The sequence below is a fragment of the Brevibacillus sp. DP1.3A genome, from assembly GCF_013284245.2.
Lineage (GTDB): Bacteria > Bacillota > Bacilli > Brevibacillales > Brevibacillaceae > Brevibacillus.
The window spans coordinates 3,342,151-3,368,496 of sequence record NZ_CP085876.1 but is presented as its reverse complement, the minus strand read 5'-3'; the positions used below and the strand labels follow the sequence as shown (position 1 = coordinate 3,368,496).

Below are 26,346 nucleotides of genomic sequence, written 5' to 3'. Positions count from 1 at the left end.
GGGAAGAAGGAGATCCAAATTGCTAAACAATCTGCAAAAAATTTTACTATCTACAACAAATCCTGGAGAAGTATTAAGGGTAGAGAAAGAACTTATGAACTTAGGAATACCTTACACTAAAAAAGTAGATAACATGTCTAATTTAGAATATGCGTTAATTCAACCAATGACTTTTCTATTAGTTGAAGAAAGACATTATGAGGAAAGTAATCAGATACTAACGAGAAGTATTAACCATCATATTGAGTAACTTAAACTCTTTTAGTTAACTAGGTTGATTTGAATCGGAAAGTTGGATTTCACTTAAAAGTGGTTCAAACCCGAAATCAGCTCTCGACGAAATGAGCTTCAGAGATGAATCTTCACGTGAATAACTAGGCCCAATTCGGGGGCATAAACTCAGTGTATTGATTTTGGTTCTTGGAGGAATAGTGGAATGCTTCAAACTTTTGGAGTTATCGGAGCAGGTGTCATGGGTACAGACATTGCACTTGATCTCGCAGGTTATGGGTATAAAGTAATCTTGAAGGATCTTCATGAAGATCTAATTCTTCGGGCGAAGGAAAAGATTCGAAAAGAATTTCGAGTGTATCAGCTGACCCAAAAGCACTTGAAGGCCCTGACCGCGGACGAGTTGTTGTCTCGCATTGTTTTCACGACCACTTACGAAGGATTTGAAGATGTCGATTATGTCATAGAAAATGTGACGGAACATTGGGACACGAAGAAGCAAGTGTATAACGAATTGCGTGATGTATGCCGTGAGGATGTCTATTACGCGGTCAATACGTCCTGTATTTCGATCACGAAAGTGGCAGCACTGTTGCCACGCCCAGAACTTGTCATCGGGATGCATTTTATGAATCCAGTGCCATTGAAAGAAATGGTTGAGGTCATCCGCGGTATGCACACTTCCGATGAAACGGTGGCGGTAGCTGAGAAGTTTTTGCAATCTTGTAGAAAAACACCTGTCGTTGTAAATGATTTCCCAGGCTTTGTGACCAATCGTGTTCTAATGCTGACAATCAATGAGTGCATCTGGGCGGTTCAAGACGGAGTATCGAAGCCACAAGACGTTGATAAGATCTTCCGTATGGGATTTGGGCATAAGATGGGACCATTGGCGACTGGTGACCTGATTGGCCTAGACACGATTCTGAACTCACTGTACACCCTATATGAACAGTTCAATGATCAGAAATTCCGCCCGGCTCCACTGCTGGTCAAGATGGTGGACGCAGGTTTGTTGGGTCGTAAGACGGGTAAGGGATTCTTTGAATATACACGGAAGGGGTAATTCCGGTGAGTTCGAAAGGACAAGAAATTAAGTGTGTAGTCTGGGATCTTGACCATACGATATGGGATGGCGTTTTGTTGGAGTCGGAAAATGTAAGTTTGAAAGAAGGGATTGTGGAGATTCTAGAATTGCTCGACTCCCGAGGAATTCTGCAATCCATTGCCAGCAAAAACAACTATAATGACGCGATGTGCAAGTTGCGTGAATTTGGCATCGACCACTATTTTCTCTACCCACAGATTCATTGGAACGTGAAGTCACAGTCGATTGCAGCGATTCGTGAGAAGCTGAACATCGGTATCGACACGTTCGTTTTTGTAGACGATCAAAGCTTTGAGCGTGATGAGGTGGCAAGCGTGTACTCGGAGGTGTTCTGTATGGACGCTCTGGAGTATGAGGAACTGCCTGCTCATCCACGACTGAATCCGAAGTTCATCACGGAAGATTCGAAACGCCGTCGCCTCATGTATCTCGAAGACATGCAGCGCAACCATGAGGAAGAGGAGTACCAAGGACCAAAAGAGTCGTTCTTGGCTTCCCTGCAGATGTCGTTCATCATCTCGGATTGCGAAGAGGAAGACCTGAAACGTGCTGAGGAGTTGACCCAGCGCACCAACCAGCTGAATTCAACAGGGAGGACGTTCGACTATGACGAACTGAATGCGTTCCGTCATTCGGATCAACATCGATTGCTGGTTTGTGAGTTGACGGACTGCTACGGTTCCTATGGGAAGATCGGTCTCGCACTGATTGAACTGACGGAAACGCACTGGCATCTCCAATTGATGCTGATGTCCTGCCGCGTGATGTCGCGAGGTGTGGGAACTATCTTGATGTCACACATTATGCAGCAAGCTAAGCAGGACGGCAAAAAACTGCTCGCTGACTTTAAGCAGACGGATCGAAACCGCATGATGTACGTGACCTACCGTTTCGCCAACTTCAAAGAAATTGAAAACGACAGGCAAGGCAACATTTTGTTTGAGAATGACTTGAGCACTATTCAGCCGTTCCCACCTTATATCGAAGTCAATGTCCGTGAAACAGAATACATCGGCTAAGGAGCTTTATACATATGGAACTCAACCAAAAAATTCGTTCGTTTATTGAATCTCAACTGGTCGTATTTGAAGATGAAGCAAAATTCGAAGACGACGACAACATTTTCGAAATGGGGTTTGTGAACTCGTTGTTTGCGATGCAATTGCTGGAATACATTGAGTCGGAGTTCAACATGACCGTAGACAACGATGATCTTGATATCAAAAACTTTTCCACCGTCAACAACATCGCAGCTCTCATCAACAGAAAGGTTGGATAAGCCGATGAGCCACGTTCTCGACCTGACACAAGAGGAACGTCAAGCGCAGATCGTTGAAGAAGCGGAACGGTTTGCAGCAGAACAGATCGGTCCGCGTGCTCGTGTGTTTGATGAAGCAGGGGTGCTAGCAGACGATTTGATTCAAGATATGGCGACTCGCGGATACTTGACCGCCAACTTCCCGACTGAGTACGGCGGACTCGGCTTGGACCCGGTACATTACGGCTTGTTCCAGCAGGCGATCGGCAAGGCGGACTGCTCAACTCGCACTTTGATCACGGTTCATTCGGCCTTGTGTGGTGAGAGCTTGCTCCGCTGGGGCAATAAGGAGCAAAAGGAATTGTGGTTGCCGCGAATGGCAAAAGGTGAGGCGCTGGCCGCATTTGCTTTGTCCGAGCCGAATGTAGGGACGGACGCAAAGTCTATCGAAACGCGATATCGCAAGGTGGGCGACACCTACGTCTTGAACGGCAACAAAAAGTGGATTTCCTTTGGGGACAAAGCGGATCTGTTCGTGGTGATTGCGGGCAATGATCAGGGACAGATTTCTGCATTTCTCGTCGAGCGCGCTTTTCCTGGTATAACCACTAAGCCGCTAAAGGGGATGCTCGCTGGACGAGCAACGCACATCGCGATGATCGAGTTCGACAACGTGGAAGTGCCAGCCGCGAATTTGGTCGGCAATGAAGGTGGCGGCTTCACGTACGTTGTTTCGACGGCGCTTGATCACGGACGCTACAGTATCGCGTGGGCGGGAGTATCGATCGCCCAAGAGGCGGTCAACCAGATGGGGTCATATGCTCGTGAGCGCAAGCAATTTGGCAAGCGTTTGGCGGAATTCCAATTGATCAAAGGTATTATCGCCGACGCAACCACCGAAACACATGCGGCGCGTGCCCTGTGTCTGAAAGCGGGAGAAATGCGCAAGAGCAAAGCGCAGGACGCAGTCATGGAGACGACAATGGCGAAGTACTACGCATCGAAAGTGGCAATGAAGGTGGCGACTGACTGCGTGCAGGTACACGGTGGCAACGGATGTATCTCGGATTACCCAGCGGAACGCTTGTTTCGCGAGGCCAAGATGCTCGAGATCATCGAAGGTACTTCGCAGATTCAGCAGGAGATCATCTCTGGATATGCTCTGCGTAAATACACCAAAGCTTGTAATCAATAAGGGAGATCAGTGCCAATGTCGACGTCGCAAAAGTTAGATCGTAAAAACGTCCAAGATATCATCGCCCTGACACCTTTGCAAGAAGGTATGCTTTTCCACTATCTTGAGAATCCGCAATCGGATCGTTACTTCGAACAACTCTGTCTGCATCTCGCGGGCGAAGTGAACGAAGAATGGGTGAACTCAGCGTGGAACGAGGTAGTCAGAGCCAATGAAATGTTAAGGACGACGTTTCGTTGGGACAAGGTTGAACAACCGATTCAGATCATTCTGAAGGATCGGAAGTTCGAAGTGGTAATCGTAGAAACGGATGACCTCGAAACAGTCAAACGTTTAGATCGTGAACGCAAATTCGATTTGAGCGAGATACCGTTTCGAGTGACGCTGGTCAGACTGCCGGATGAAAAGTACGCCCTGCTGATTAGCAACCATCATATTTTGTTCGATGGTTGGTCTACTGGGATTTTGTTACGAGAATTTCTGAACGTGTATCACCGTATGAGCAATGGTCTCACGTTACAATTGCCTCAGAAAACGTCCTTTAAGTCGTTCATTCAATACCTGCAAAGGCAGAGTAAGGAGCAACAAAAAGCATTCTGGTCGCGCTATTTCGAAGAGTTTCATGCACCATCGATCCTTAAGGTTACGAACGGCATTACTGCGGATGCAGGTATCAAAACGGTGGAATTGACTATGCCCGCTGAGCAATTTGCCAAGATGGAAGCGTTCTGTTTCGAGCAAAACATCACTTTGGCTTCCCTGCTTTACACAGCGTGGGGCCTACTGCTGCAACGCTATACCAACAGCCATGATGTCGTGTTCGGCACCACAGTATCTGGGCGTGAAGCGCGAGTGGACGGTATTGAAGAGATGGTCGGGTTGTTCATCAACACATTGCCATTGCGTTTGAAATCCACGGGAGCCACTTCGGTTCGGACGGTGCTCGGCCGAGTTGCACACGACCTTCAAGAGCGTGGGGAATTCATGTCCTCGTCTCTTACCGATATCAAATTGTACAGTGGTGCTAAACATCATGAGAACTTGTTCAACTCGATTGTTGTTCTGGAGAACTACCCCCTCGACAAGTTGTTGACCGAAGGGAAAGAGGGCCTACACGTTGAGTCGTATTCCATGTTTGAGCAGACGAATTTCGACCTGACCCTGAATCTCGTGGCTGATGAGTGTCTGTCCGCAGTTTTGTCTTTTGCAAGCGAGCTGTATACGGAAGAATTCGCGGGTACAATGCTTCAGCATTTGGCAGAACTACTCACCCAGATCGTAGATTCGGCTGGACAGGTGAACATCAAGGAATTGGTATTGGTTGGGGATGAAGAGTTACAAAGGCTGGCTTCCTTTAACGATACGAACACACCATATGATGTGGAGAAGACCTTGCCACAGGTGTTTGAGGAGACCGTGGCTCGATACGGAGATCTGGAAGCAGTCGTATCCGAAACTGGATATCTCACATTTGCCCAGTTGAATGCAAAAGCAAACCAACTGGCCCGTGTTCTGCGTACCAAAGGCGTAACACGTAACAGCATCGTAGGTCTGATGACAGAGCGTTCTATAGAAATGATCGTCGGAATCTGGGCGATCGTGAAGGCAGGCGGCGCTTATTTGCCACTGGAGCACAAATTCCCTGATGATCGTCTTCGTTACATGTTGGAGGACAGCAAATGCTGGTTGCTTCTTACGCAAGCACACTTGCTCGAACGACTTGCTTTTGACGGTGAAATTTTGAATCTCAATGAGGATGGGTTATATACAGGGGACGATTCGGACCTGGAAGTGATCAGCCAACCGAACGATCTAGCCTATGTCATCTATACTTCCGGTTCCACTGGCTTGCCAAAGGGTACGCTGATCGAACAACACTCGTTGATCAACCGCCTGCAGTGGATGCAGAGTCATGCAGCGATCGGGACAGGGGATACCCTTTTACAAAAAACGGCCTACACGTTTGACGTCTCGGTCTGGGAGTTGTTCTGGTGGGCATTCCAAGGTGCGCGCGTTGCGATGCTAGCGCCAGGTGCCGAGAAAAATCCAGCGGCGTTGTTGCAAGCGATCGAGACCTATGGTGTGACGACGATGCACTTTGTGCCGTCGATGTTGCAAGGGTTCCTTGACTATATCAGCAGCACGCAGCAAGGAAGTAAATTATCGAAATTACGTCAAGTTTACGCTTCTGGTGAGGCGCTCGGAATACATCAAGTCAAGCGTTGGTACGAAATAATGGCAAAACATGCGCAGGGTACTTCGACTCGTCTGATCAACTTGTACGGACCAACAGAGGCGACCATTGACGTTTCGTACTTCGATTGCACACCGGATCTAGATGGGGATCGAACGCCAATTGGTAAACCAGTACACAATACACAGTTGTTGGTTTTGAGCCATGACGGTCAGATGCAACCGGTTGGCGTCCCAGGTGAATTGTACATTGCTGGCGTGCAGTTGGCTCGTGGTTATCTCAATCGTCCAGAACTGACAGCAGATCGCTTTGTCGCTCATCCGTTTGTAGAAGGAGAGCGTGTATATCGCACGGGAGATTTAGCGCGTTGGTTGCCAGATGGAAATCTCGACTACTTGGGTCGGATCGACCATCAAGTCAAAGTGCGAGGATACCGCATCGAATTGGGTGAGATCGAAGCCGCATTGTCCGCTCATGAAGAGATTCGCGAGGCGGTGGCGTTGACGAAGCTGGAGGAAGACGGGTCACATCGCATCTACGCATACTACGTGGCAGACCGTGAGTTTAATAGCGCCGAGCTTCGTGCGTACCTCTCGTTGTGCCTCCCTGATTATATGCTGCCTTCTGCGTTTACTCGTGTTGATAACATACCGCTCACATCGAGTGGCAAAACCGATCGCAAGGCTTTGCTCATGTTGGAGACGTTCGTGGAGGAAGAGTTCTACGTTGAACCGCGCACAGAAATGGAAACGAATGTTGCCGCACAGTTTGCCCGAATCTTGAGTGTGGAAAAGATCGGCATCCGTGCCAACTTTTTTAACCACGGTGGCGATTCCTTGCGAGCGATCCGTCTGATCAGTGCACTGAACGGAAAACTCGGCGTGAACGTATCACTTCCAGAACTCTACGAGCATGATACGGTGGAAAAAATGGCTGCCAAACTCATGGCTCCTGAGGCCAGAGAATGTCCAGAGTTGCGTGCACAAGTTGCAGAAGAGTTGGATGATTTAAAAGGCAGACTGCTCCCAGACTTTTCCCCACAAGGGGTAGTCGAGGATATCTATCCACTGTCAGCGATTGAAAATGGCATGGTCTTATATTATTTGAAGGACACAGAGAAATCGGTTTACTACGAACAGTTCGTGTTTCGCATATGCTACCAGTCCTTCGCTCTCGATCGCTTGAATCGTGCTTGGGCTTTGTTAGTCGACAAGCATGATATTTTGCGTACCGTCTTTCTAATGGAATATTTCGAGCGTCCGATGGCAGTTGTTTATCGGGAACTTGAAAACGATCTGGAACACTTCGATCTCTCCGATTTGAATTTCGAGCAGCAATCGGCTCATGTTCGTGAATACATTGCCGAAGATCGCCGTTATCCGTTCGATTTATCGAAGCATCGTCCATTGTGGAAGTTGCGCACGTTCCAATTAGATGAAGGAAATGTGACGTTCCTCTTCATTTGCCACCACGCGCTGCTTGATGGCTGGAGTATTAACCAAATGGTCATTGAGTTGCACAAGATCTACAAGGAACTTGAGAATAATGAAACGTTCGTACCGAAGAAACTCGGGATCTCATACAGAGACAGCGTCATCGACGAGTTGGTGGAGACTCGAAACGAAGAGAACATCCGCTACTGGCAGGAAGAACTCGCGGGTTACCAGCGGCTGGACTTCTCGGTGAAAACAGGACCAGACAAGCCTGATCGTGTGGAACGGGTAACAAAAGTGTATCACCTCGATCGTGAACTGCTGGTGCAGTTGAAAAAGGTGGCAAAGGCGTACAACACCAGTGTGAAAAACGTCTGCTTTGCCGGATATCTCTATTTGCTGAACTTGATTTCCTACGAGAATGAACTGGTTGTGGGGTATCTCACCAACAATCGTCCTGTACACGAAGATGGTGACCGCTTGCTTGGCTGTTTCCTCAACACGGTGCCAGTGCGAATGGAAGTGCCACGCGGCAGACGTTGGAGTGAGTTCTTGAAACAGGTAGATGCAAAACTGTTGCAAGTTAAGCGTCATGAACGCATGCCACTCTTTGAGATTGCCAACATCATCGGTGAAAAGAGCGGTGATAAGAATCCGATCTTTGATACGCTGTTCAATTTCATGGATTTCCACATCCTGAACGATTTTTCCGAGGAGATTGTCAATGAATCTCTAGAAGTCGAGGGCCACCAAGATACGAATACACTTTTTGACTTCATGTTTGACACCACCATGGGTCAGATGAAACTGACCTTGCGTTACACTTCCACGGTGTTTGGTGAAGGTGTGGATGACAAGCTCTGCGCATACTTCGTTCGCTTCCTACAATGCGTGATTAAGAATCCAGAATCGAAAATGGATCGCAATTCTATTTTGTTGCCAGAAGAGCGTCAGCAATTGTTGTTTGGCTTCAACGATACACAAGTTCCATACGCTTCGGAAACCTTGATCCACCAATTGTTCGAACAGCGTGTGACCGAAACACCAGATGCGCTGGCTATCGATGATGGAAGAATCAAGTTGACGTACGGAGAACTGAACGCGTGGGCGAATCAGATGGCCTACGTGTTACGCGAACAAGGCACCGAACCGAACCAGTTCGTCGGGATTTATTTGACCCGCTGTGTGGAAATGATCGTAAGCGTCCTTGCCGTATTGAAGGCAGGCTGTGCCTATGTGCCGTTACAAATGACGTTGCCACAGGAGCGTTTGCTGCACATCATGCGCATGTTACAGATCAAATCATTGATTACCGATCAGTCAGTGGATGGATTGCAAGCGAAATTGCTCGATTTGAAACACGTGCTGGTCCCACAGAAGATGCAGCGTACGATACCGTCCGGCAATCTCACGCTTGTGAACAACTCAGACGATATCGCCTATACGATTTTCACGTCTGGTTCGACGGGTCTGCCAAAGGGTGTCGTCGTGAAACATCAGCCGGTGATCAACTTGATCGAGTGGGTGAATGGCAAGTTCCAAGTCGGTCAGGGCGACAAACTGCTGTTTGTCACCTCGCTGAGCTTTGACCTTTCCGTGTATGACATCTTTGGGATTCTCGCTGCTGGCGCGACAGTGCGCTTGTCAACCGAGGATGAGATCAATGAGCCAGAGCGATTGCTCGACATCATCCGTACGGAAGGTATTACGTTTTGGGATTCGGCGCCACAAGCATTGATGCAACTCGTACCGTTCTTTGAGGGTGTGGCAGCTGATTCGAAATTGCGACTCGTCTTCCTGTCGGGTGACTGGATTCCTGTGAACCTGCCAAGCCAACTTCAGGCACACTTCCCTAGGGTACAGGTGGTCGGGCTCGGTGGGGCAACAGAAGCGACGGTCTGGTCTAACTATTTCCCAGTGCAGAAAGTCGGCCCTAGTTGGACTTCGATTCCATATGGTAAGCCAATCCAAAACGCGAAGTACTACGTTCTGGATGCAGACCTCAAGCCATGCCCAATCGGCGTGCCTGGTGATCTCTACATCGGTGGGGAAGTGCTGGCTGCACGATACACAGACCCAGAATTGACGAATTATAAATTCCTGCCATCTCCGTTTACCATAGGTGAGTTCATTTATAAGACGGGTGACAGCGCGCGCTGGTTCGCAGACGGCAACTTGGAGTTCCTTGGCCGTCATGATGATCAAGTGAAGATCCGTGGTTTCCGAATCGAAATCGGGGAGATTGAGAACCGCCTCGTGAAGCACGATCTGATTACAGAAGCAGTTGTGATTGCACATGGGGAGCGTGGGGAAAAATACCTAGTCGGCTATGTGGTCGCTGATGAACAGCTTGATATGCAGGAAGTGCGTGCGTTCCTCGCCCAAGCACTCCCTTCTTATATGATCCCAGCTTCCCTTGTCCAACTCGAATGCATCCCTGTCAGCCCGAACGGCAAAGTGGATAAAAAAGCGTTGCTTGAAGTTGATGATTTTCTTTTGGGCACGCAGGATATCGTGGCCCCACGTAACGAGATGGAGGAAAAGCTCGCTGCAATTTGGCAGGATGTGCTTGCAATCCATGAACCGTTTGGCGTGCATTCCAACTACTTCGAGGTCGGCGGCAACTCACTCAACGCTGCGACGCTAGTTTCTAAGATACGAAAGGAGTTCCAAACAGAACTCTCGCTTCAGGAATTTTTCCGTTCGCCAACTATTGCAGAACTAGCACAGTTGCTTGTGGAAAGTGTGTTAGGAACGACTGCAGCTGACATATCGGTGCTGCTGCCACTGGTGCCTATTGCTGAATCGAGTTACTATCCGTTGTCATCGGCACAGACCCGAATTTACATCTTGAATCAGTTAGATCCAAAGAGCACGTACTATAACGCTACCATCGTCATGCAAATGGATGGTAATCCAGTTGATCCATTGCGCTGTGAATTGGTATTTCGTCAGTTGGTGGAACGACACGAATCGCTGCGTACCCGCTTTTTGTTCGTAAATGGACAGCCTGTACAACAGGTGATCCGCGCGAGTGAAGTTCCGGTACAAGTAGAAGTGATCGAAGCGCTCGGGGCGGATGATGTCCGCTTGAACGCAGAGATTGAGCAGTTCGTGCGTCCTTTTGACCTGACCCGAGTGCCTCTGTTCCGCATCGGGTTAATCCGCCGAGCAACAGATAGATATTTGTTCATGATCGATATGCATCATATCATCTCGGATGGAGTTTCGATGGCTGTACTCGTCCGCGAATTCCTCGCGGTGTACGAAAGACGTACACTGTCTGATCTGCGAGTACAGTACAAAGACTATGCTGATTGGCAGAACCGCTTGCTCGAAACGGACGAACTGAAACGCCAAGAGCAATACTGGCTTCAAAAGTTTGAGATGGGCGCTCCTGTCTTGAAATTGCCAACAGACGAGCCTCGTCCAAGCTTGAAAACGGTAGAGGGACGACGTCTCTCTTTCAAGGCAGAGGAAGAACTGACATCAGAACTCCAAGGACTAGTGAAACAGACGAACACTTCGCTATTCATAGTGTTGCTAGCGGCATACAATGTGTTTCTGCACAAGCTAACGGGTCAGGAAGAGATCGTCGTCGGCACAGCGATTGCCAACCGCAACCATGACAATCTGCAAGATCAGATCGGAGTATTTGTCAACACACTTGCTCTATATAACCGTCCACGTAGAGAGATGTCGTTCCTCGACTTCCTCGCGGAGACTTCGAAACATACATTTGAAGCGTTTGAAAATCAAGACTATCCATTTGACCTGCTTGTAGAGCGTTTGGAACTGGAACGCGACCCATCACGCAGCCCGCTATTCGACACGTTGTTCATCTTGCAAAACGCTTATAACACGGATCTTCAAACGGATGCTTTCACGTTTGCGCCTTATGAGTATCAGACCAAGACGGCGAAGTTTGACCTCTTCTTGGAAGCATGGGAACGAAAAGGGGACATTGAGTTCAATCTGGAATATGCGACTCGTCTCTTCAAGCCTGAGTCAGTCGAGAAGATGACCCAGCAATTCCTCTACTTATTAAAAGAAATCAGTCTTGCTCCAGAAAAAAAGCTGGTGGAATTATCGCTGGAAGCTAAACCTCCACGTCAGATCGTCTCGTTTACAGAGCATGACATACTGGCCTTTGCGAAGCTCTCCCACGATGTCAACCCGCTTCATGTGGACGCTGAGTATGCACGCAAGACGCCATATGGTGGTTGCCTTGTTCACGGTGTGTTCGGTACGCTGACCGTATTGGAACAACACTTGAATCCGGGTATGCAAGAATCATTGTACTTGCACTCCTTAAAAGTTCGTTTTAACAGACCGTTGAAAGTCGGGAACGTGTACGAATCGGAGCTATGTTCGACGAATGGTTCGCAGGCGAAACTCCGAATTTTTGAACAAGGAGAGACCTTGTTTGAAATTGACGTGCGTTACGAACGGGTGCCTCGGCAACGGTATAGTCACAACTACACAACGGCATCGGTTTCATTAAATATTTCCGAACTGGAAAAGGATGAAATAGCAACACTCTCGAACGCTGGGCAATACAGTCTGAACGCCTCTGCTTTGGTCGAGACGTTTCTGTTGCAATCCCAACTTACTTCGATCATCTGGACAAGCTATTGTGTTGGAATGTTGGCACCAGGGCGCCAAGCGTTGTTCACAGGTTTCGAATTGGATTTCCTGCCAAATGTGCCTGAAAAAGCACAGCAAGCAACGACGATCTCTTACATGGTCAACACAGATCAGTTCGATGAACAACTCGGTTCGCTGTCGGTAACGGGCTCGATTTTTGCAAGTGGTACCATGCTTGGCAATTGTCGACTGGAGAGCTTTGTACGCCCTCGCCCACGACAATACGGGCTGGAAAAGTTCGCGGCACATGGTCGTATCCCATCTGGACGAGCTTTTGATGGACAGGTTGTGGTGGTAACTGGTGCTAGCCGTGGCTTGGGTGCAAATCTGGCTAAGCTATTTGCAGTTCAAGGGGCAAAGGTCGTACTCAATTACCGAAGCAGCGTCATCGAAGCCCAAACCATTCAAGATGAATTGGTCGCGGCAGGTTCAGAAGTGATTATCGTCCAAGGCAATATAACTCATCAAGAAGACTGCCAATATCTGCTTAAGGAAACACTCCAACGCTTCGGACGTGTTGATCTCGTTGTCAACAACGCATTCGATTTCATCGTCAACCGCGGTTGGGATACGATTTCATTCGATGAATTCCAAGTGTCTGTCTCCAGTGCACTCCGAATGGTCTTCCTAATGGCAAAGACATTCTTGCCGGAATTGGAGCGAACAGCAGGTACGATGTTGACGATCTCTTCCAAATACGTAGATATACCAGAGGAAGGCTTTGTAGAGTATGTGACTGCGAAATCAGCTATTGAGGGAATGATGAAATCATTGTCTTGTGAGTTCCGTAATGTGAAACAGGCTGTGATTCGTCCACAAAAGTTCCTCTCGGATCAGACGATCACCAACGTCAGTGCACAATATCTCCCATCGCCACTAGATGTGGTAGCTGATGTTTATGACTTTGTGACAGCTATTCGAAAGGCACGAGGTTCGTATTTCCTGTACGAAAGTAGACAACAATCGAGCGCACAAGTGGAAACAATGGAGGGAACAGCTATAACTGATTCTCCATCCACGATTCTCGTCATCGCAGCTACGTTTACCACAGATACGATCCACCCGTATGTGGCATGGTGGGGAACGCAGTTCGGGCTTGATCTCGACGTGCAATCTGCGCCTTACAGTCAAGTCTTCCAAGAACTGCTTGATGATAAGAGTCTGCTCTCAACGAACAAGGGAGTGAACGTTCTCCTAATACGTTTTGAGGATTGGATTCGCAATGATGTATCCTCCGATGACGCGCGTTGCCGCAGCCTGGAGGCAAACTATGAGCAACTTACGGGAATTTTGAAGCAAAAGACGTTCCATGCCCCATTGCTCGTTGCTCTGTTCCCGGTGTCGACACACCTTGGGCTTAGCACGGAGATCATAGCCAAGTTAAATCAGTTGAACATGCGTTGGAAAACGTTCATTCAAGAACTCGCGTACGCAACCCTCATCGATTGCACAACATTGGCTGATGAGTACCGGATTCAGGAAATGTTCGATGCGAAAACTGACAGTGAAGGCCATGTGCCATTCACAAACGAATTTTCCGCGACGGTAGCCACAGCGATCTCACGTAAGGTCATCGCTTTGAAACAGCAAATTTTCAAAGTAATCGCAGTTGATTGTGACAACACTCTCTGGCGCGGTGTCTGCGGAGAAGCCGGAGCATTGGGTGTGCAGGTGGATGCACCATACCAGTACCTACAACAATTCCTGCTCGAGAAGTACAACGAGGGTATGATCCTGACGTTGGTTTCGAAAAACAACGAAACCGACGTAATGGAAGTCTTCGAGAATAATCCACAGATGATCCTTAAGAAGGAACACATCGCAGCATGGCGGATCAATTGGCAAGCAAAGTCGGAAAACGTGCGTGAACTGGCTCGCGAGTTGAACGTTGGCGTCGACAGCTTCGTATTCGTTGATGACAATGCGGTCGAAACTCATGAGATGATGCAGAATTTACCGGAAGTCCTTGCCCTGCAATTACCAGGGGACGCAGACAACATTCCAGCATTCCTCCGCTACGTCTGGGCTTTCGATCGAGCAAAAGTAACAAAGGAAGACCGTAAGCGTAGCGCTATGTACGTAACAGAGCGTAAACGCAAAGAATTACAAGCGAACGTTTTGTCGCTCGACCACTACTTGGAGAGCCTGCAGTTGAAAGTGAGATTTCTACCTATCGAAGCAAACCACATCCCGCGTGCGTCGCAATTGACTTTCCGTACGAATCAGTTCAACTTGAGCACCATCCGTCGCACTGAAGAAGAGTTGACTGAATGGTTGCAAGCATCTGATGCCAACGGATGGATCGTCGAGGTAGAGGATCGTTTTGGCGATTACGGGCTGGTCGGGGTAATCCTCGCTAAGGAAGTGGATGAGTCGCTGGAAATTGACACATTTCTGCTTAGTTGCCGCGTGCTAGGGCGCAAAGTCGAACAGGCAATCTTGGTGTATCTTCGCAAGTTCTGTTTGGAAAAAGGATTGCAGTCACTGAAAGCCGATTTCTATCCAACTGCGAAGAATCAACCATTCCTCGAATTCTTGCAAAAAGAATCCTGGAAAGAAATACATCGATCAGAATTGTGCACCACCTACCTGACACTCGTGTCGGATGTGAGCGAAACGCTTCCAGCGATTGAAATTTACCATGGAAAATTGCTTCCAGCAGAGGAAAAGCAGGAAGAGAGGCATCAGATGAGGCTCGCGTTCGATCACATCGGCGTCGCTGTGGAAGACATTGACGAAGCTATCACCAAGTACCAAGCACTTGGTTACCAATGCGGTCCCATCTTCGAGGAAGAAACGCAACGCTCGAAACTGGTGATGTGTAAGAGAGCAGACGCTGTCAACATCGAGTTGGTCGCGCCGATGGATGAAACCTCGCCGACGCTTGGTATCCTTGCGAAAAACGGCGACAACTCACCTTATCACCTTTGCTACCGTGTGCAGGATGCCAAGGCATGTCTGTCCAGTTGGCAGGTGGAGTACCAAGTGGTCAGCGACCTGTTACCTGTCAAAATATTCGGCGGAAAATCAGTCATGTTCGTATATGTCAAGGGTGTCGGCTTGATCGAATTGCTTGAAGATGCTGAGTTCACAACGGCACTAGAAGTGGCCAAAGTCGCTGTAATCAAGACAGTTACCCGAATGGCAGTGGCCGACTTGCATTCAACACAGGCTTTCTTCCAAGCACTTGGCTATAGCCGAGTGAATGATCTGCAAGCCGCAGATCAGAGGGTGCGCCTGAGCAAAAATGGCTCTGGCGTATTAGAACTGTTTGTTCCGACGACGGTTCCAGCAGAGCGCGAACACTTTAAAGTAAACGGTCCACATCTCTACGAAGTGCTTCAAGAAGAGCAGGAGACTGTTCGTGAACCCGTAACACAATGCAACCATGAATGGCGTGTTACGTTACTGAACGAAGACCGCTTGTTGCACCGTTCATACTGGTTGCCACTCCAATATGCAACGGGTCAGAAGCTGGCCTCGTTGCCGGTGTATCTCACGGCAACTTCTGAGAATACGGAGAAACCTACAACTGTCGCTTACGAGTCGCCGAAAAACGAGATGGAGAAGCGCTTGTTGGAACTCTGGGATAACACCTTGTACTTAAGTCAGAAGGGCATCACTGTGGGTACGAAAGACAACTTTTTCAAACTTGGCGGCAGTTCTCTCGCTCTGATCCAAGTGAACGGCAAGTTACAAGAAGAATTTGGGCTGGATATTCCAGTTGTTAAGATGTTCCAGTATCCGACAATTCAAGCCTTGGCAGCATTTCTGACCGAGCAGATGGACGGAAGCGCTCAAGTCGCTACTGCACAAGTAGAGGCAGAGCGCACGGAGACGATGGATAAAGGCAAAAAGACCATAAAACAAACCCTGCAAAAGCTCCACAGGAGGCCAAAATGACGGATACCTTAAACCACGCTGACAATGAAACGGATCGTACTGGATTTGAGATCGCCGTCATTGGAATGGCAGCGCGCTTCCCTGGAGCAGACAACGTAGCGATTTACTGGGAGAATCTGAAAAACGGTGTGGAGAGCATTACACACTTCACAAACGAGGAACTGGAACAGGCCGGGGTAGACCCCGACTTGTGCCGCTCCCCGCGGTATGTCAAAGCAAAAGGGTTCTTAGATAAGACCGAATGGTTTGACGCTTCGTTTTTCGGTTACACACCACGCGAGGCTGAATTGATGGAGCCACAAATTCGCCTTTATCATGAGGTCGCATATGAAGCTTTGGAAAACGCGGGCTATGCGAGTGAATCGTACAGCGGTTTGATCGGGAACTACGCAGGTGCTGCTGTCAACCATTTTTGGCACCGACTGCCTGTGCTCTCCGATGACGCTCAAGCCAACCACACAGCTTGGCTCTTGAACGATAAGGACTTTCTGGCTACACGTGTCTCGTTCAATCTGAATTTGACGGGACCGAGTTATACCGTCGACACGGCTTGCTCCACATCGCTCGTGTTGATCGATCTCGCTTGCAAAGGCTTGTTAACAGGCGGCTGTGATATCGCGCTCGCAGGAGGCATCTCGCTTTCCCTACCCAATAAAAAAGGGTATCTCTACACAGAAGGCATGATTAACTCACCAGATGGTCACTGCCGCCCGTTTGATGCCGACGCCCAAGGGACGTTGGAAGGGGATGGTGTTGGTATCGTCGTGTTAAAGCGTCTCGAAGACGCCATTGCCGATGGTGACACGATTCATGCTGTGATCAAGGGATCGGCTGCCAACAACGACGGTGCACGCAAAGTGGATTACACAGCTCCGTCCGTAGAAGGGCAAGCCGAAGTGATCAAAGCCGCCCATTATATGGCGGAAGTGGAGCCGGAAAGCATCGGCTACATCGAAGCGCATGGCACAGGTACAGCGATGGGCGACCCGATTGAAATTGAAGGATTGAAAGTTGCTTTCGACACGAAAAAAATAGGATTTTGTCGCATTGGTTCAGTCAAATCGAACCTGGGACATTTGAACACTGCGGCTGGTGTTGCCGGCTTCATCAAGGCGGTGCTGACCGTCCGTGAAGGTCTGATTCCGCCAACGCTGAACTATAAAGCGCCAAATCCGAAAATCGATTTCACCAACTCGCCATTCGTGGTAAACACCACACTCACTCCGTGGACAGGGTCGACACCGCGTCGAGCCGGGATCAGTTCCTTTGGCATTGGCGGTACAAATGCTCACGTGGTTCTGGAAGAAGCATCACGAGACAATTCTTTCTCGCCAACGGGAGGGGCTCAACTGTTTCTGCTCAGTGCGAAAACTGCGACTGCACTCGAAGCGATGAGCGCCGACCTCGCCGCGTATCTCCACGAGAATCCGACACTAAACCTTGCCAATGCTGCCTTTACATTGCAAGTGGGTCGCCGTACGTTTGCACATAAGCGAGCAGTGGTTGCGTCAAATGCTTTGGACATGGCAGCCGCGTTGACAGACCCATCGAAAGGGCAAACGTTCCACACCAAGGAATCGGGCGAATCGCCAGTGGTGTTCCTGTTCTCTGGGCAAGGGTCGCAGTATGTTAACATGGCGCGTGGACTCTACGAACAAGAACCTGTATTCCGTGACGCGCTGGACTCTTGCTTCAAACTCGTACGTCCCAATGTGGATTTTGATTTAAAAGAACGTTTATATCCGTCTGTCCTTTCTGAGCAAGATGCTCTGCACCTCAACCAAACGAAAGTAGCACAGGTTGCCGTTTTCTCAGTGGGATATGCACTTGCTCAATACCTGCTGAGCTTAGGAATCCGCCCGCAAGTAATGATCGGTCACAGCATCGGCGAATTCACAGCAGCCTGCCTCTCGGGGGTCATGTCGCTTGAAGATGCGTTGAAACTGGTGGCATGGCGTGGAAAACTCATGCAACGCATGGCACCGGGTGCAATGATGGCTGTTCAGCTTCCAGAAGAGTATATTCGTCCGCTGCTTAGCGATAACCTCGCACTGGCAGCCGTAAACGGTCCAAGCATGTGCGTAGTATCTGGTACCTTCGACGAGGTGGATGCACTCGAGCGTACTTTGCAAGAAGCTGGACATTCCTGCACACGGTTGCACACGTCGCACGCATTCCACTCTCCGATGATGGAACCGATGTTGGCGGAGTTTGAGCAAAAAGTTCGGGAAGTCACCTTCCGTGCGCCACAGATTCCATATTTCTCAAACGTGACCGGGGTAGAGATTACGGAAGCGGATGTGAAGGATAGCCGCTACTGGGTGCGCCATCTGCGCGAAACTGTGCGTTTTGGTGATGGGATAGGCCGTTTACTGAAGATGGAAAAAGCTGAGTTTATTGAAGTCGGTGCGGGCCATGCCCTCGCAACTCTGTTACGTAAACATCCAGCAAATCGTTCCGAGCACACTATTTTGAACATGATCCGTCATCCGCAAGACGTCGCATCCGACCGCGAACACTTGCTCTCGAAAATTGGAGTTCTGTATGCCGCGGGTCTTCATCTGGAGTGGGCGAACCTCTACGGGGAACAAAACCGCCGTCGTATCCCACTTCCAACGTATCCTTTCGAGCGACAATATTTCTGGAAACACGCGCAAGAACTAATCGATATCCAATACAATGGTCAGGCGATTCTGCTTCCTGGCAGCACGTCGAAGCGTAAAAAGCTGGCCGATTGGTTCTATCTCCCAGCTTGGCTACAAAAGCCGTTAGTCGAGGAGACATCGGTAGAACCGAAAAAGTGGTTACTCCTGCTCGACCACGGTGGATTGGCAGCACGTCTGGCAAATGAATTGAAGTCGAATGGACACGAAGTGTTCACCGCGTTTTCGCACGATGAATTCATAACTCATTTACAAACCGTAAAGCCACAAAAAATCGTACATGCGTGGACGCTTGACTCGTTGCTAAACGTAAAAGAGGCTCAAGAGCGCGGTTTCTACAGTCTCCTGCTCCTCGTGAAAGCCCTCGACTCCTCACCACTCGACATCTATGTGCTCTCTTCAGGATTGCACGATGTAGCGGGTGAAACGATGGTAGAACCAGGGAAAGCGACGTTGCTCGGCTTGCTCAAAGTCATTAGGCAAGAGTATCCATTCCTGAAAGTTCGATCTGTTGACGTGACTGTACCAACGGCAGGTGGATGGCAAGAACGTCAATTGCTCGACCATTTAATCACGGAGTTCACAACCAAAGCCTTCGATCCGGTCGTTTCGTATCGTGGCGGGCAACGTCTTGTGCAATCGTTCACCCCACGGAGACTGGACAATCAGCAGAACTTGCCTTTGCGAACAGAGGGTGTCTACCTTCTGATTGGCGGTTTCAGCGGAGTAGGTCTGGCTCTGGCTGAATACATCGTGAAGAGTGCAGGCAAAGGCGTGAAGATCGTCTTGCTCGGTCGCTCAATGCCAAGTAAGGATCAACTGGTGCATATCAAACAGTTGCAAGAATGCGGGGCTGAGGTGCTCTGTCTGCAAGCAGATGTCACAAACCGAGCGGAGTTCGCTGCAGCGATCGGTCAGATTGAGTCGAACTTTGGGGCATTGCACGGCGTGATTCACGCTGCAGGTATCACGAAGGGAGCTTCGATTACCGCCATCGATTCCATCACGGAAACAAAAGTGGAGACCCAATTCGCTCCGAAAATCTACGGCACGCTCGTGTTGGAAGAAGCGCTCCGAGGTCGTGAGTTGGATTTCGTCGTGCTGACTTCATCCTTGTCTTCGATCTTGGGAGGTCTCGGGTACGCTGGATATGCCGCTGCCAATGCATTTCTCGATACGTTTGCCAAGCAACAGTCGCAACTCACACCAACCCGTTGGATCAGCGTGGCGTGGGATGGATGGCGAATCGCAACCAAACCACAACGCGAAGTATTCACGAGTGACGATCAGATGATGATCGCTCCCGACGAGGGCGGTGACGCTCTAGGACGTATCTTGGTTCAACAGGGACTGACACAGGTGCTGGTTTCCACCGAAGAGTTGCAACCGCGCCTCAATCGTTGGGTTATCTTCAGCGATAAGGAAAAGAAGCAAGAAGCGGGCGTCGTGTTTGCCCGGCCAGAATTGACCACATCGTATCTTGCACCAGCCAATCAAATCGAGCAGCAACTCTGTGAGATCTGGCAAAACTTTCTTGGTTTGGGGCAGGTGGGTGTGCATGACAACTTCTTTGAACTCGGGGCGTCCTCAATCGACTTGGTACAGATTACAAAGCAACTGCCAGCCGTCTTGGGGCAAGAAGTCACAGTGCTGACATTGTTTACGTATCCTACGATCCGTGCGCTGGTCAATCATCTGGTCACACAAAATGGCATAGTGACCATATCCGAAGAACAGAACGATTGGCTGGACGAACAGAAAAAAGGTCGCGAGAACCGAAAACGAAGAAGACAGGCACGCGAGGTGGAAATCAGTGAGTGATGAGAGAACCGGTTTAGAAATTGCCGTCATCGGTATGTCTGGACGTTTCCCCAAAGCGAAGAATATTCAGGAGTTCTGGGAAAATCTGCGGGGGGGCGTGGACGCTCTCTCGACGTTTACCAATGAGGAGTTGCTGGAGTTTGGGGTTGACCCCGAACTCCTGAGTCACCCGGACTATGTGAAGAAAAAGGGCAGCCTCGTCGCTATCGAAGACTTTGACGCTTCCTTTTTTGGCTACACCCCAAAGGAAGCAAGTTACATGGACCCGCAGTTCAGACTCTTCCATGAGGTTAGCTACGAAGCGCTTGAAGACGCAGGCTATGCCAACGAGACATACAAAGGCAGAATCGGTATCTACGCTGGCAATACTCAAAATCTGTTCTGGATGGGGCATCTGCTTCCTCATATGCAGTCTCCGAACGATCAATTTGAGATCGTCAGCCTTAATGACAGCAACACGTTCAGTACACGTGTGGCGTACAAGTTGAACTTGAGAGGTCCAGCTTTGACTGTTCAGACCGCTTGTTCGACCTCCCTGGTGGCGATACACCTGGCCAGCCAAGCGCTGATCGCAGGCGAGTGCAACATAGCGATCGCAGGTGGCGCTTCTGTCGTGGTTCCACGTAAAAATGGCTACTTGTACGAAGAGGGAATGCTGTTGTCAAAGAGTGGGGCTTGCCGCGCATTTGATGAAGAGGCAGACGGACTTGTGTTTGGTGATGGGGCAGGGTGTGTCGTATTGAAAATGCTCGACAACGCGATTCGAGACGGTGACCACATCTATGCGGTTATCAAAGGGACTTCGATAAACAACGACGGAAGCCTCAAGGCTGGCTACACCGCGCCATCGCCAAAAGGACAGATGATTGCCATTCGTTCCGCCCATCATGTTGCCGAAGTTGATCCTGAAACGATCACTTACGTCGAGACACACGGAGCGGGTTCGACGCTCGGTGACCCGATTGAGTTTGAAGGTCTGAAACTTGCTTTCAACTCCGACAAAAAGGGATTTTGCGCTTTGGGATCAGCTAAGACCAACACTGGACATCTCAACCAAGCTGCAGGCGTCACCGGATTCATCAAAACGGTGCTCTCCTTATATCACAAAGAACTGGTACCGGCTCTTCATTTTAAGAAGGCGAATCCAAAAATCGACTTCGAGAATAGCCCATTTTACGTGAACACCGAACTCAAACGGTGGGAAAGAAAGGGGAACACGCCATTACGTGCAGGTGTGAGTGCGTTTGGGATCGGCGGAACAAATGCGCACGTCGTACTTGAAGAAGCCCCACTACGTCAGGTATCCGGACAAGGTCGAGAAGCCCATCTCCTAACCCTTTCTGCTCAATCGGATGCATCGCTTCAGACCATGACATCCGAGTTGGCCGATTTCTTGGAATTAAAAGCGGACGTAAATCTAGCGGACGTGGCGTATACACTTCAAACGGGACGTAACTTGTTCAACTATCGTCGTCATTTAGTGGTCACGAACGTGCAAGCAGCGGTAGAGGCTCTACGTTTAGAGACTTCAGACACACGTAAGGTACATACCCATTTTTCCCGCGAAAAGAATCGTCCAGTCGTCTTCCTGTTCCCTGGTCAAGGGTCGCAGTACGTCAACATGGGACGGGACTTGTATAAGCAAGAGTCGGTATTCCGCACTGAACTCGACCGCTGTTTCGGGATTCTGGATCATTTGGGATGTTCACACCTGCGAAATGTGTTGTACCCAACTGGAGATGTAGCGGCAGTAGAGGAAGAAATGAACAAGACGCAGAATGCTCAACCGCTGATTTTTGCATTTGAATACGCACTCGCCAAACTGTTGCTGAATATAGGTATTCAACCTCACGCAATGATTGGGTATAGCTTCGGTGAGTACGTGGCAGCCTGCCTCGCAGACGTGTTTACATTAGAAGATGCGTTAATGTTGATCGTTGCTCGTGGTAACTTAATGCAACGTGTTCCAGAGGGAGCGATGCTTTCAATCCCGCTGTCCGAATCAAAAGTACTGCCTTATCTGACCCCTGATGTATCGCTTGCAATCGACAACGGAACGTCCTGTATTGTTGCAGGGACCATCGACGCGATTGACGCATTGGAACGTCGTATGAAGGAAGCTCGCGTGCTCTGCATGCGTGTGAGAACGGCGCTCGCAGGTCACTCCCTTTTGATGGACGAAATTTTGGAACCTTTTGAACAGTTGGTGCGAAGCGTTAAGCTCCGCAAACCACAACGCCTGTATATCTCCGACATTACCGGAAGCTGGATCACCGAACAGGAAGCGACGGATCCTATGTACTGGGTTCGCCATATACGCGAGACGGTACGCTTCGCAGCGGGAGTAGAAGAACTGGCTAAGTCTTCAAATCTTGTCTTCCTGGAAGTAGGACCAGGCCGGGACTTGTCTAGTTTGATTTGGCGTTTCATGGATGAAAAGAAGGGTCATAACATAGTCGATCTCATTCGTAATGCACAACATCAAGTATCCGACAGCGAACATTTGCTGGCGAAGCTCGGTTGGCTGTGGGCATATGGGGTGACGGTGGATTGGAATGCATTTTACAAAGGTACAGTCCGACATCGACTCAACCTGCCAACGTATGCGTTTGACCGCAAACGCTATTGGATCGATGGCTCTGTTGCCCAAGCGGCAAAGGCATTGCGATCCAAAACCGTCACCAGCATAGGGAAACAAAAAGACACGACGAACTGGGGTTACATCCCGACGTGGAAACGCACGGCTGCCCCCCAAGAGGAAGAGAGTCATGATCGAGTAGGCTGGGTGTTTCTCACGAGCCAGACAAGCATAGGTCAAGACCTTACCGAGCGTTTCACTAAGCGGGGAGAATCGGTTGTGACTGTTGGGCCTGGAACGCAGTTTGCTGTGCACAACGATCAGAGAATCGTGCTGAACCCAGCGAATGCGCAAGACTACGACGCACTTCTGAAGCATCTGAACCAGTCTGAAAAGAGATTCTACAAAATTATCCATGCGTGGAGCTTGACGGAAGATACTCGAACCTTGAGTCCAAAAGTCGTACAGGATGCACAGATCCTCGGTTTTTACAGCCTGTTGTATCTGGCTCAAGCGATGGACCGTGTCCGTACAGAGCATGACTATGAAATTACCGTCATCACCGACGGCATCCATGTGGTCAACGGAGATGAGGTCGTGCAGGCGGAAAAAGCGACACTGCTCGGCGGCGTCACGGTCATTCCGCAGGAGTATCCAGCCATTCGTTGCCGCAGCGTAGACATCGACCATGTCAAGCGCACAGCATGGCAACAGAAAAAGCTCATTGATCAACTGGTTAAAGAGTTGTCTGTACCTGTACGCGATCTGTTGGTTACGTATCGCAGAGGTGCACGCTTGGTGCAGACGTTGGAACCTGTAACACTCCATTTTCCGCAAGATAACGCCTTGCAACTGCGCGAAGGAGGTGTCTATTTGGTCACCGGCGGGCTTGGTACGATCGGTCTCTTGTTTGCGGAGTACTTGGTCACCCGCTGGAACGCAAAAGTCGTAATCACGGGTCGTGCCTCCTTCCCTTCCGCTCAGGAGTGGGATGGCTATCTGGCGACTCATCCAACAGAGGATGCGACCTCTCAAAAAATTTGCCGTTTGCAAGCGTTGTTAGAGAACGGCGGAAACGTACTCGTAATGGAAGCGGATGTCGCTGATGAAGAGCGGATGCGAATGGTGGTACAGAAGGCAGAGGAACGCTTTGGGAAATTGAATGGTGTGATCCATGCGGCTGGTATCGTCGGGAAAAAGTCGTTCATCTCGATCCAAGAAACAACACCATACCATGTTGAGGAGCAATTCCAAGCAAAGGTGTACGGGATTCTTACGCTGGAGAACGTATTGCATGGTAAAGAGCTCGACTTCTGTATGTTGATGTCCTCTTTGACTTCCGTATTAGGTGGTCTGGGGCACATCGTCTACTCCGCTGCCAACCTGTTCGTTGATCATTACGTTCACCGTCATAATGCAGAAGGAGACGTTCGCTGGATCGGCGTGAACTGGGATTTCTGGCTGTTTGAAGAGGATGAAGCGAAGCAAGGCTCGTACTTTGGCAAAAGTGCAACAGAGTTTGCGATGACACCAGAGGAGGGTCTGACGGTTCTGGAAGCCCTGCTCAATGGTTGTGAAGAGAGCCAAGTTCTGATCTCGACAGCCGATCTGCAAGCACGACTCGATCAATGGATTCGGGTGGAATCCCGCGATGCTGAGATTGCTCGCATGTCACATACGACAGGCCATTCTCGTCCAGCCCTTTCGAATCCATATGTCGTAGCGCGTGACGAACTTGAACAACAGATTGCGTCGATTTGGGAAAGTGTCCTCGGCTTCCAGAAGATCGGGATCGAAGATGATTTCCTCGAGCTGGGAGGCGACTCTGTCAAGGTTGTGTCTGTCGTCACTGCGATCCATAAAAAGCTCAACGCCGATATCCCACTGCATGAGTTTTTTGAACGTTCGACGATTGAAAAGCTGGCAGATTTCATACGCCAGAATCGCAAGGCTAAGCAATACGAAGAGATCCAACCGATCGCAAAACAGAAGGTCTACCCGCTGTCTTCTGCTCAGCGTCGCCTGTTTATCCTGAACCAATTCGACAGCACCAGCACGAATTACAACACACCGCTGTCGATGCGTCTGGAAGGGAATCTCGACTATGCACGCATGGAGGCGGCCCTTGCAAAATTGATCCAACGTCATGAAGCACTCCGCACCTCGTTTAAGATTTTGGAGGGACAACCTTTTCAGCGCGTGTATGACGAAGTTGATTTTGAGACCGTGACAACCACAGCTGATGAGACGGATATAGATGACGTCATTGCTGCTTTCATCCGTCCATTTGATCTCGGAGTGGCTCCGCTGCTGCGGGTTCAATTGGTACAGACGGGGGCAGATGTACACTTCTTGCTGATCGACCTGCATCATCTATGCTCAGACGGCGTGACCATCGAAATCATCAAGCGTGAGATCGCTGAACTGTATCAAGGTCTCGAGTTGCCGCCATTGCGATTGCAATACCGTGATTTTGCGGCATGGCAAACGGCACAACTGCAAAGTGACGAGGTCAAGAGTCAGGAGCAGTATTGGTTGAAACGTTTCGCGGGAGACGTGCCGATGCTGAACCTGCCAACCGATTTCCCACGCCCGCCGATTCAAACCTATACGGGGGAACGTTTGAAATTTGAACTGGATGCCTCAACTGTACTTCGCCTGAAAGAGGCGGCACAACGTCAAGGTGCAACGCTGTATATGGCTCTGCTTGGCATTTATAACATCCTGCTCGCAAAATACTCCATGCAGGACGATGTGATCATCGGCTCGCCAATCGCGGGACGAACGCGCCTTGACCTGCATGGGATTGCCGGAAATTTTGTGAACATGCTCGCGATGCGTAACCATCCGACAGCCGATAAGACGTTTGCCGAACTGCTCGGAGAAGTGAAGAAACATGCAATTGATGCTTATGAAAACCAAGAGTATCAATTCGAAGACCTCGTGGCACGTTTGCAACTCGAGCGTTTGCCAAACCGCAACCCACTTTTCGAGACTGTGTTGGTTATGCAGAATATGGAAGAGGGCAAGGTCGAGTTCGAAGGTCTGCGTCTTACACCTTATGACATCTCCATGAAGACCTCCATCTTCGATCTCTACCTACATGCAGTGGAGGTTGGAGAGACCGTTACGCTTTGGCTTGATTTCAAAACCACGCTGTTCAAGCGGCAGACCGTTGAAAAAATGACACAACGCTTCGTCGAAATCACAACTCAAGTCGCAGAAAATCCAAATCGACGAATCGGAGACATCTCGTTTGCCCACGGTCTTGTGGAAGCAAAGAGTGCCGTTCCGTCGATCGAGTTTGATTTTTAA

General features: G+C 49.5%; 8 protein-coding genes. All 8 read left to right on the top strand.

Features of this window, described 5'->3' with window-relative positions:
* Positions 1-19: 19 nt before the first annotated feature.
* The 8 genes from HP399_RS15645 to HP399_RS15610 all read left to right on the top strand — a co-directional run bounded on the left by HP399_RS15645 (position 20) and on the right by HP399_RS15610 (position 26,346).
* Positions 20-250, top strand: coding sequence for a hypothetical protein (locus tag HP399_RS15645; RefSeq protein ID WP_173619316.1), 231 nt, complete (start codon positions 20-22; stop codon positions 248-250).
* 186 nt (positions 251-436) lie between these two features.
* Positions 437-1,297: a 3-hydroxyacyl-CoA dehydrogenase family protein gene (locus HP399_RS15640; protein WP_173619317.1), complete on the top strand. Its 861-nt coding sequence runs from the start codon at positions 437-439 to the stop codon at positions 1,295-1,297.
* Positions 1,298-1,302: 5 nt separating this feature from the next.
* Entirely contained in the window at positions 1,303-2,358 is a 1,056-nt protein-coding gene (locus HP399_RS15635; protein WP_173619318.1) for an HAD-IIIC family phosphatase, read from the top strand.
* Positions 2,359-2,372: 14 nt separating this feature from the next.
* Positions 2,373-2,618: an acyl carrier protein gene (locus HP399_RS15630; RefSeq protein WP_173619319.1), complete on the top strand. Its 246-nt coding sequence runs from the start codon at positions 2,373-2,375 to the stop codon at positions 2,616-2,618.
* A gap of 4 nt (positions 2,619-2,622) precedes the next feature.
* The gene (locus tag HP399_RS15625) at positions 2,623-3,792 is read left to right on the top strand and encodes an acyl-CoA dehydrogenase family protein (RefSeq protein WP_173619320.1); all 1,170 of its coding nucleotides are present in this window, start codon (positions 2,623-2,625) and stop codon (positions 3,790-3,792) included.
* A 15-nt stretch (positions 3,793-3,807) separates the two neighbouring features.
* Positions 3,808-15,969: a non-ribosomal peptide synthetase gene (locus HP399_RS15620; RefSeq protein ID WP_173619321.1), complete on the top strand. Its 12,162-nt coding sequence runs from the start codon at positions 3,808-3,810 to the stop codon at positions 15,967-15,969.
* On the top strand, positions 15,966-20,453 hold the full coding sequence (locus tag HP399_RS15615; protein ID WP_173619322.1) for a type I polyketide synthase: 4,488 nt from the start codon (positions 15,966-15,968) through the stop codon (positions 20,451-20,453). The genes HP399_RS15620 and HP399_RS15615 overlap by 4 nt, the downstream gene beginning before the upstream one ends.
* Positions 20,446-26,346 (top strand): type I polyketide synthase, encoded by a 5,901-nt coding sequence (locus HP399_RS15610; RefSeq protein ID WP_173619323.1) that lies wholly within the window; start codon positions 20,446-20,448, stop codon positions 26,344-26,346. Before HP399_RS15615 ends, HP399_RS15610 begins: the two co-directional genes overlap by 8 nt.

Coding starts and splice junctions, on each gene's coding strand:
- HP399_RS15640 (WP_173619317.1), top strand. CDS start 437: ATGCTTCAAACTTTTGGAGTTATCGGAGCAGGTGTCATGGGTACAGAC.
- HP399_RS15630 (WP_173619319.1), top strand. CDS start 2,373: ATGGAACTCAACCAAAAAATTCGTTCGTTTATTGAATCTCAACTGGTC.
- HP399_RS15625 (WP_173619320.1), top strand. CDS start 2,623: ATGAGCCACGTTCTCGACCTGACACAAGAGGAACGTCAAGCGCAGATC.
- HP399_RS15620 (WP_173619321.1), top strand. CDS start 3,808: ATGTCGACGTCGCAAAAGTTAGATCGTAAAAACGTCCAAGATATCATC.
- HP399_RS15615 (WP_173619322.1), top strand. CDS start 15,966: ATGACGGATACCTTAAACCACGCTGACAATGAAACGGATCGTACTGGA.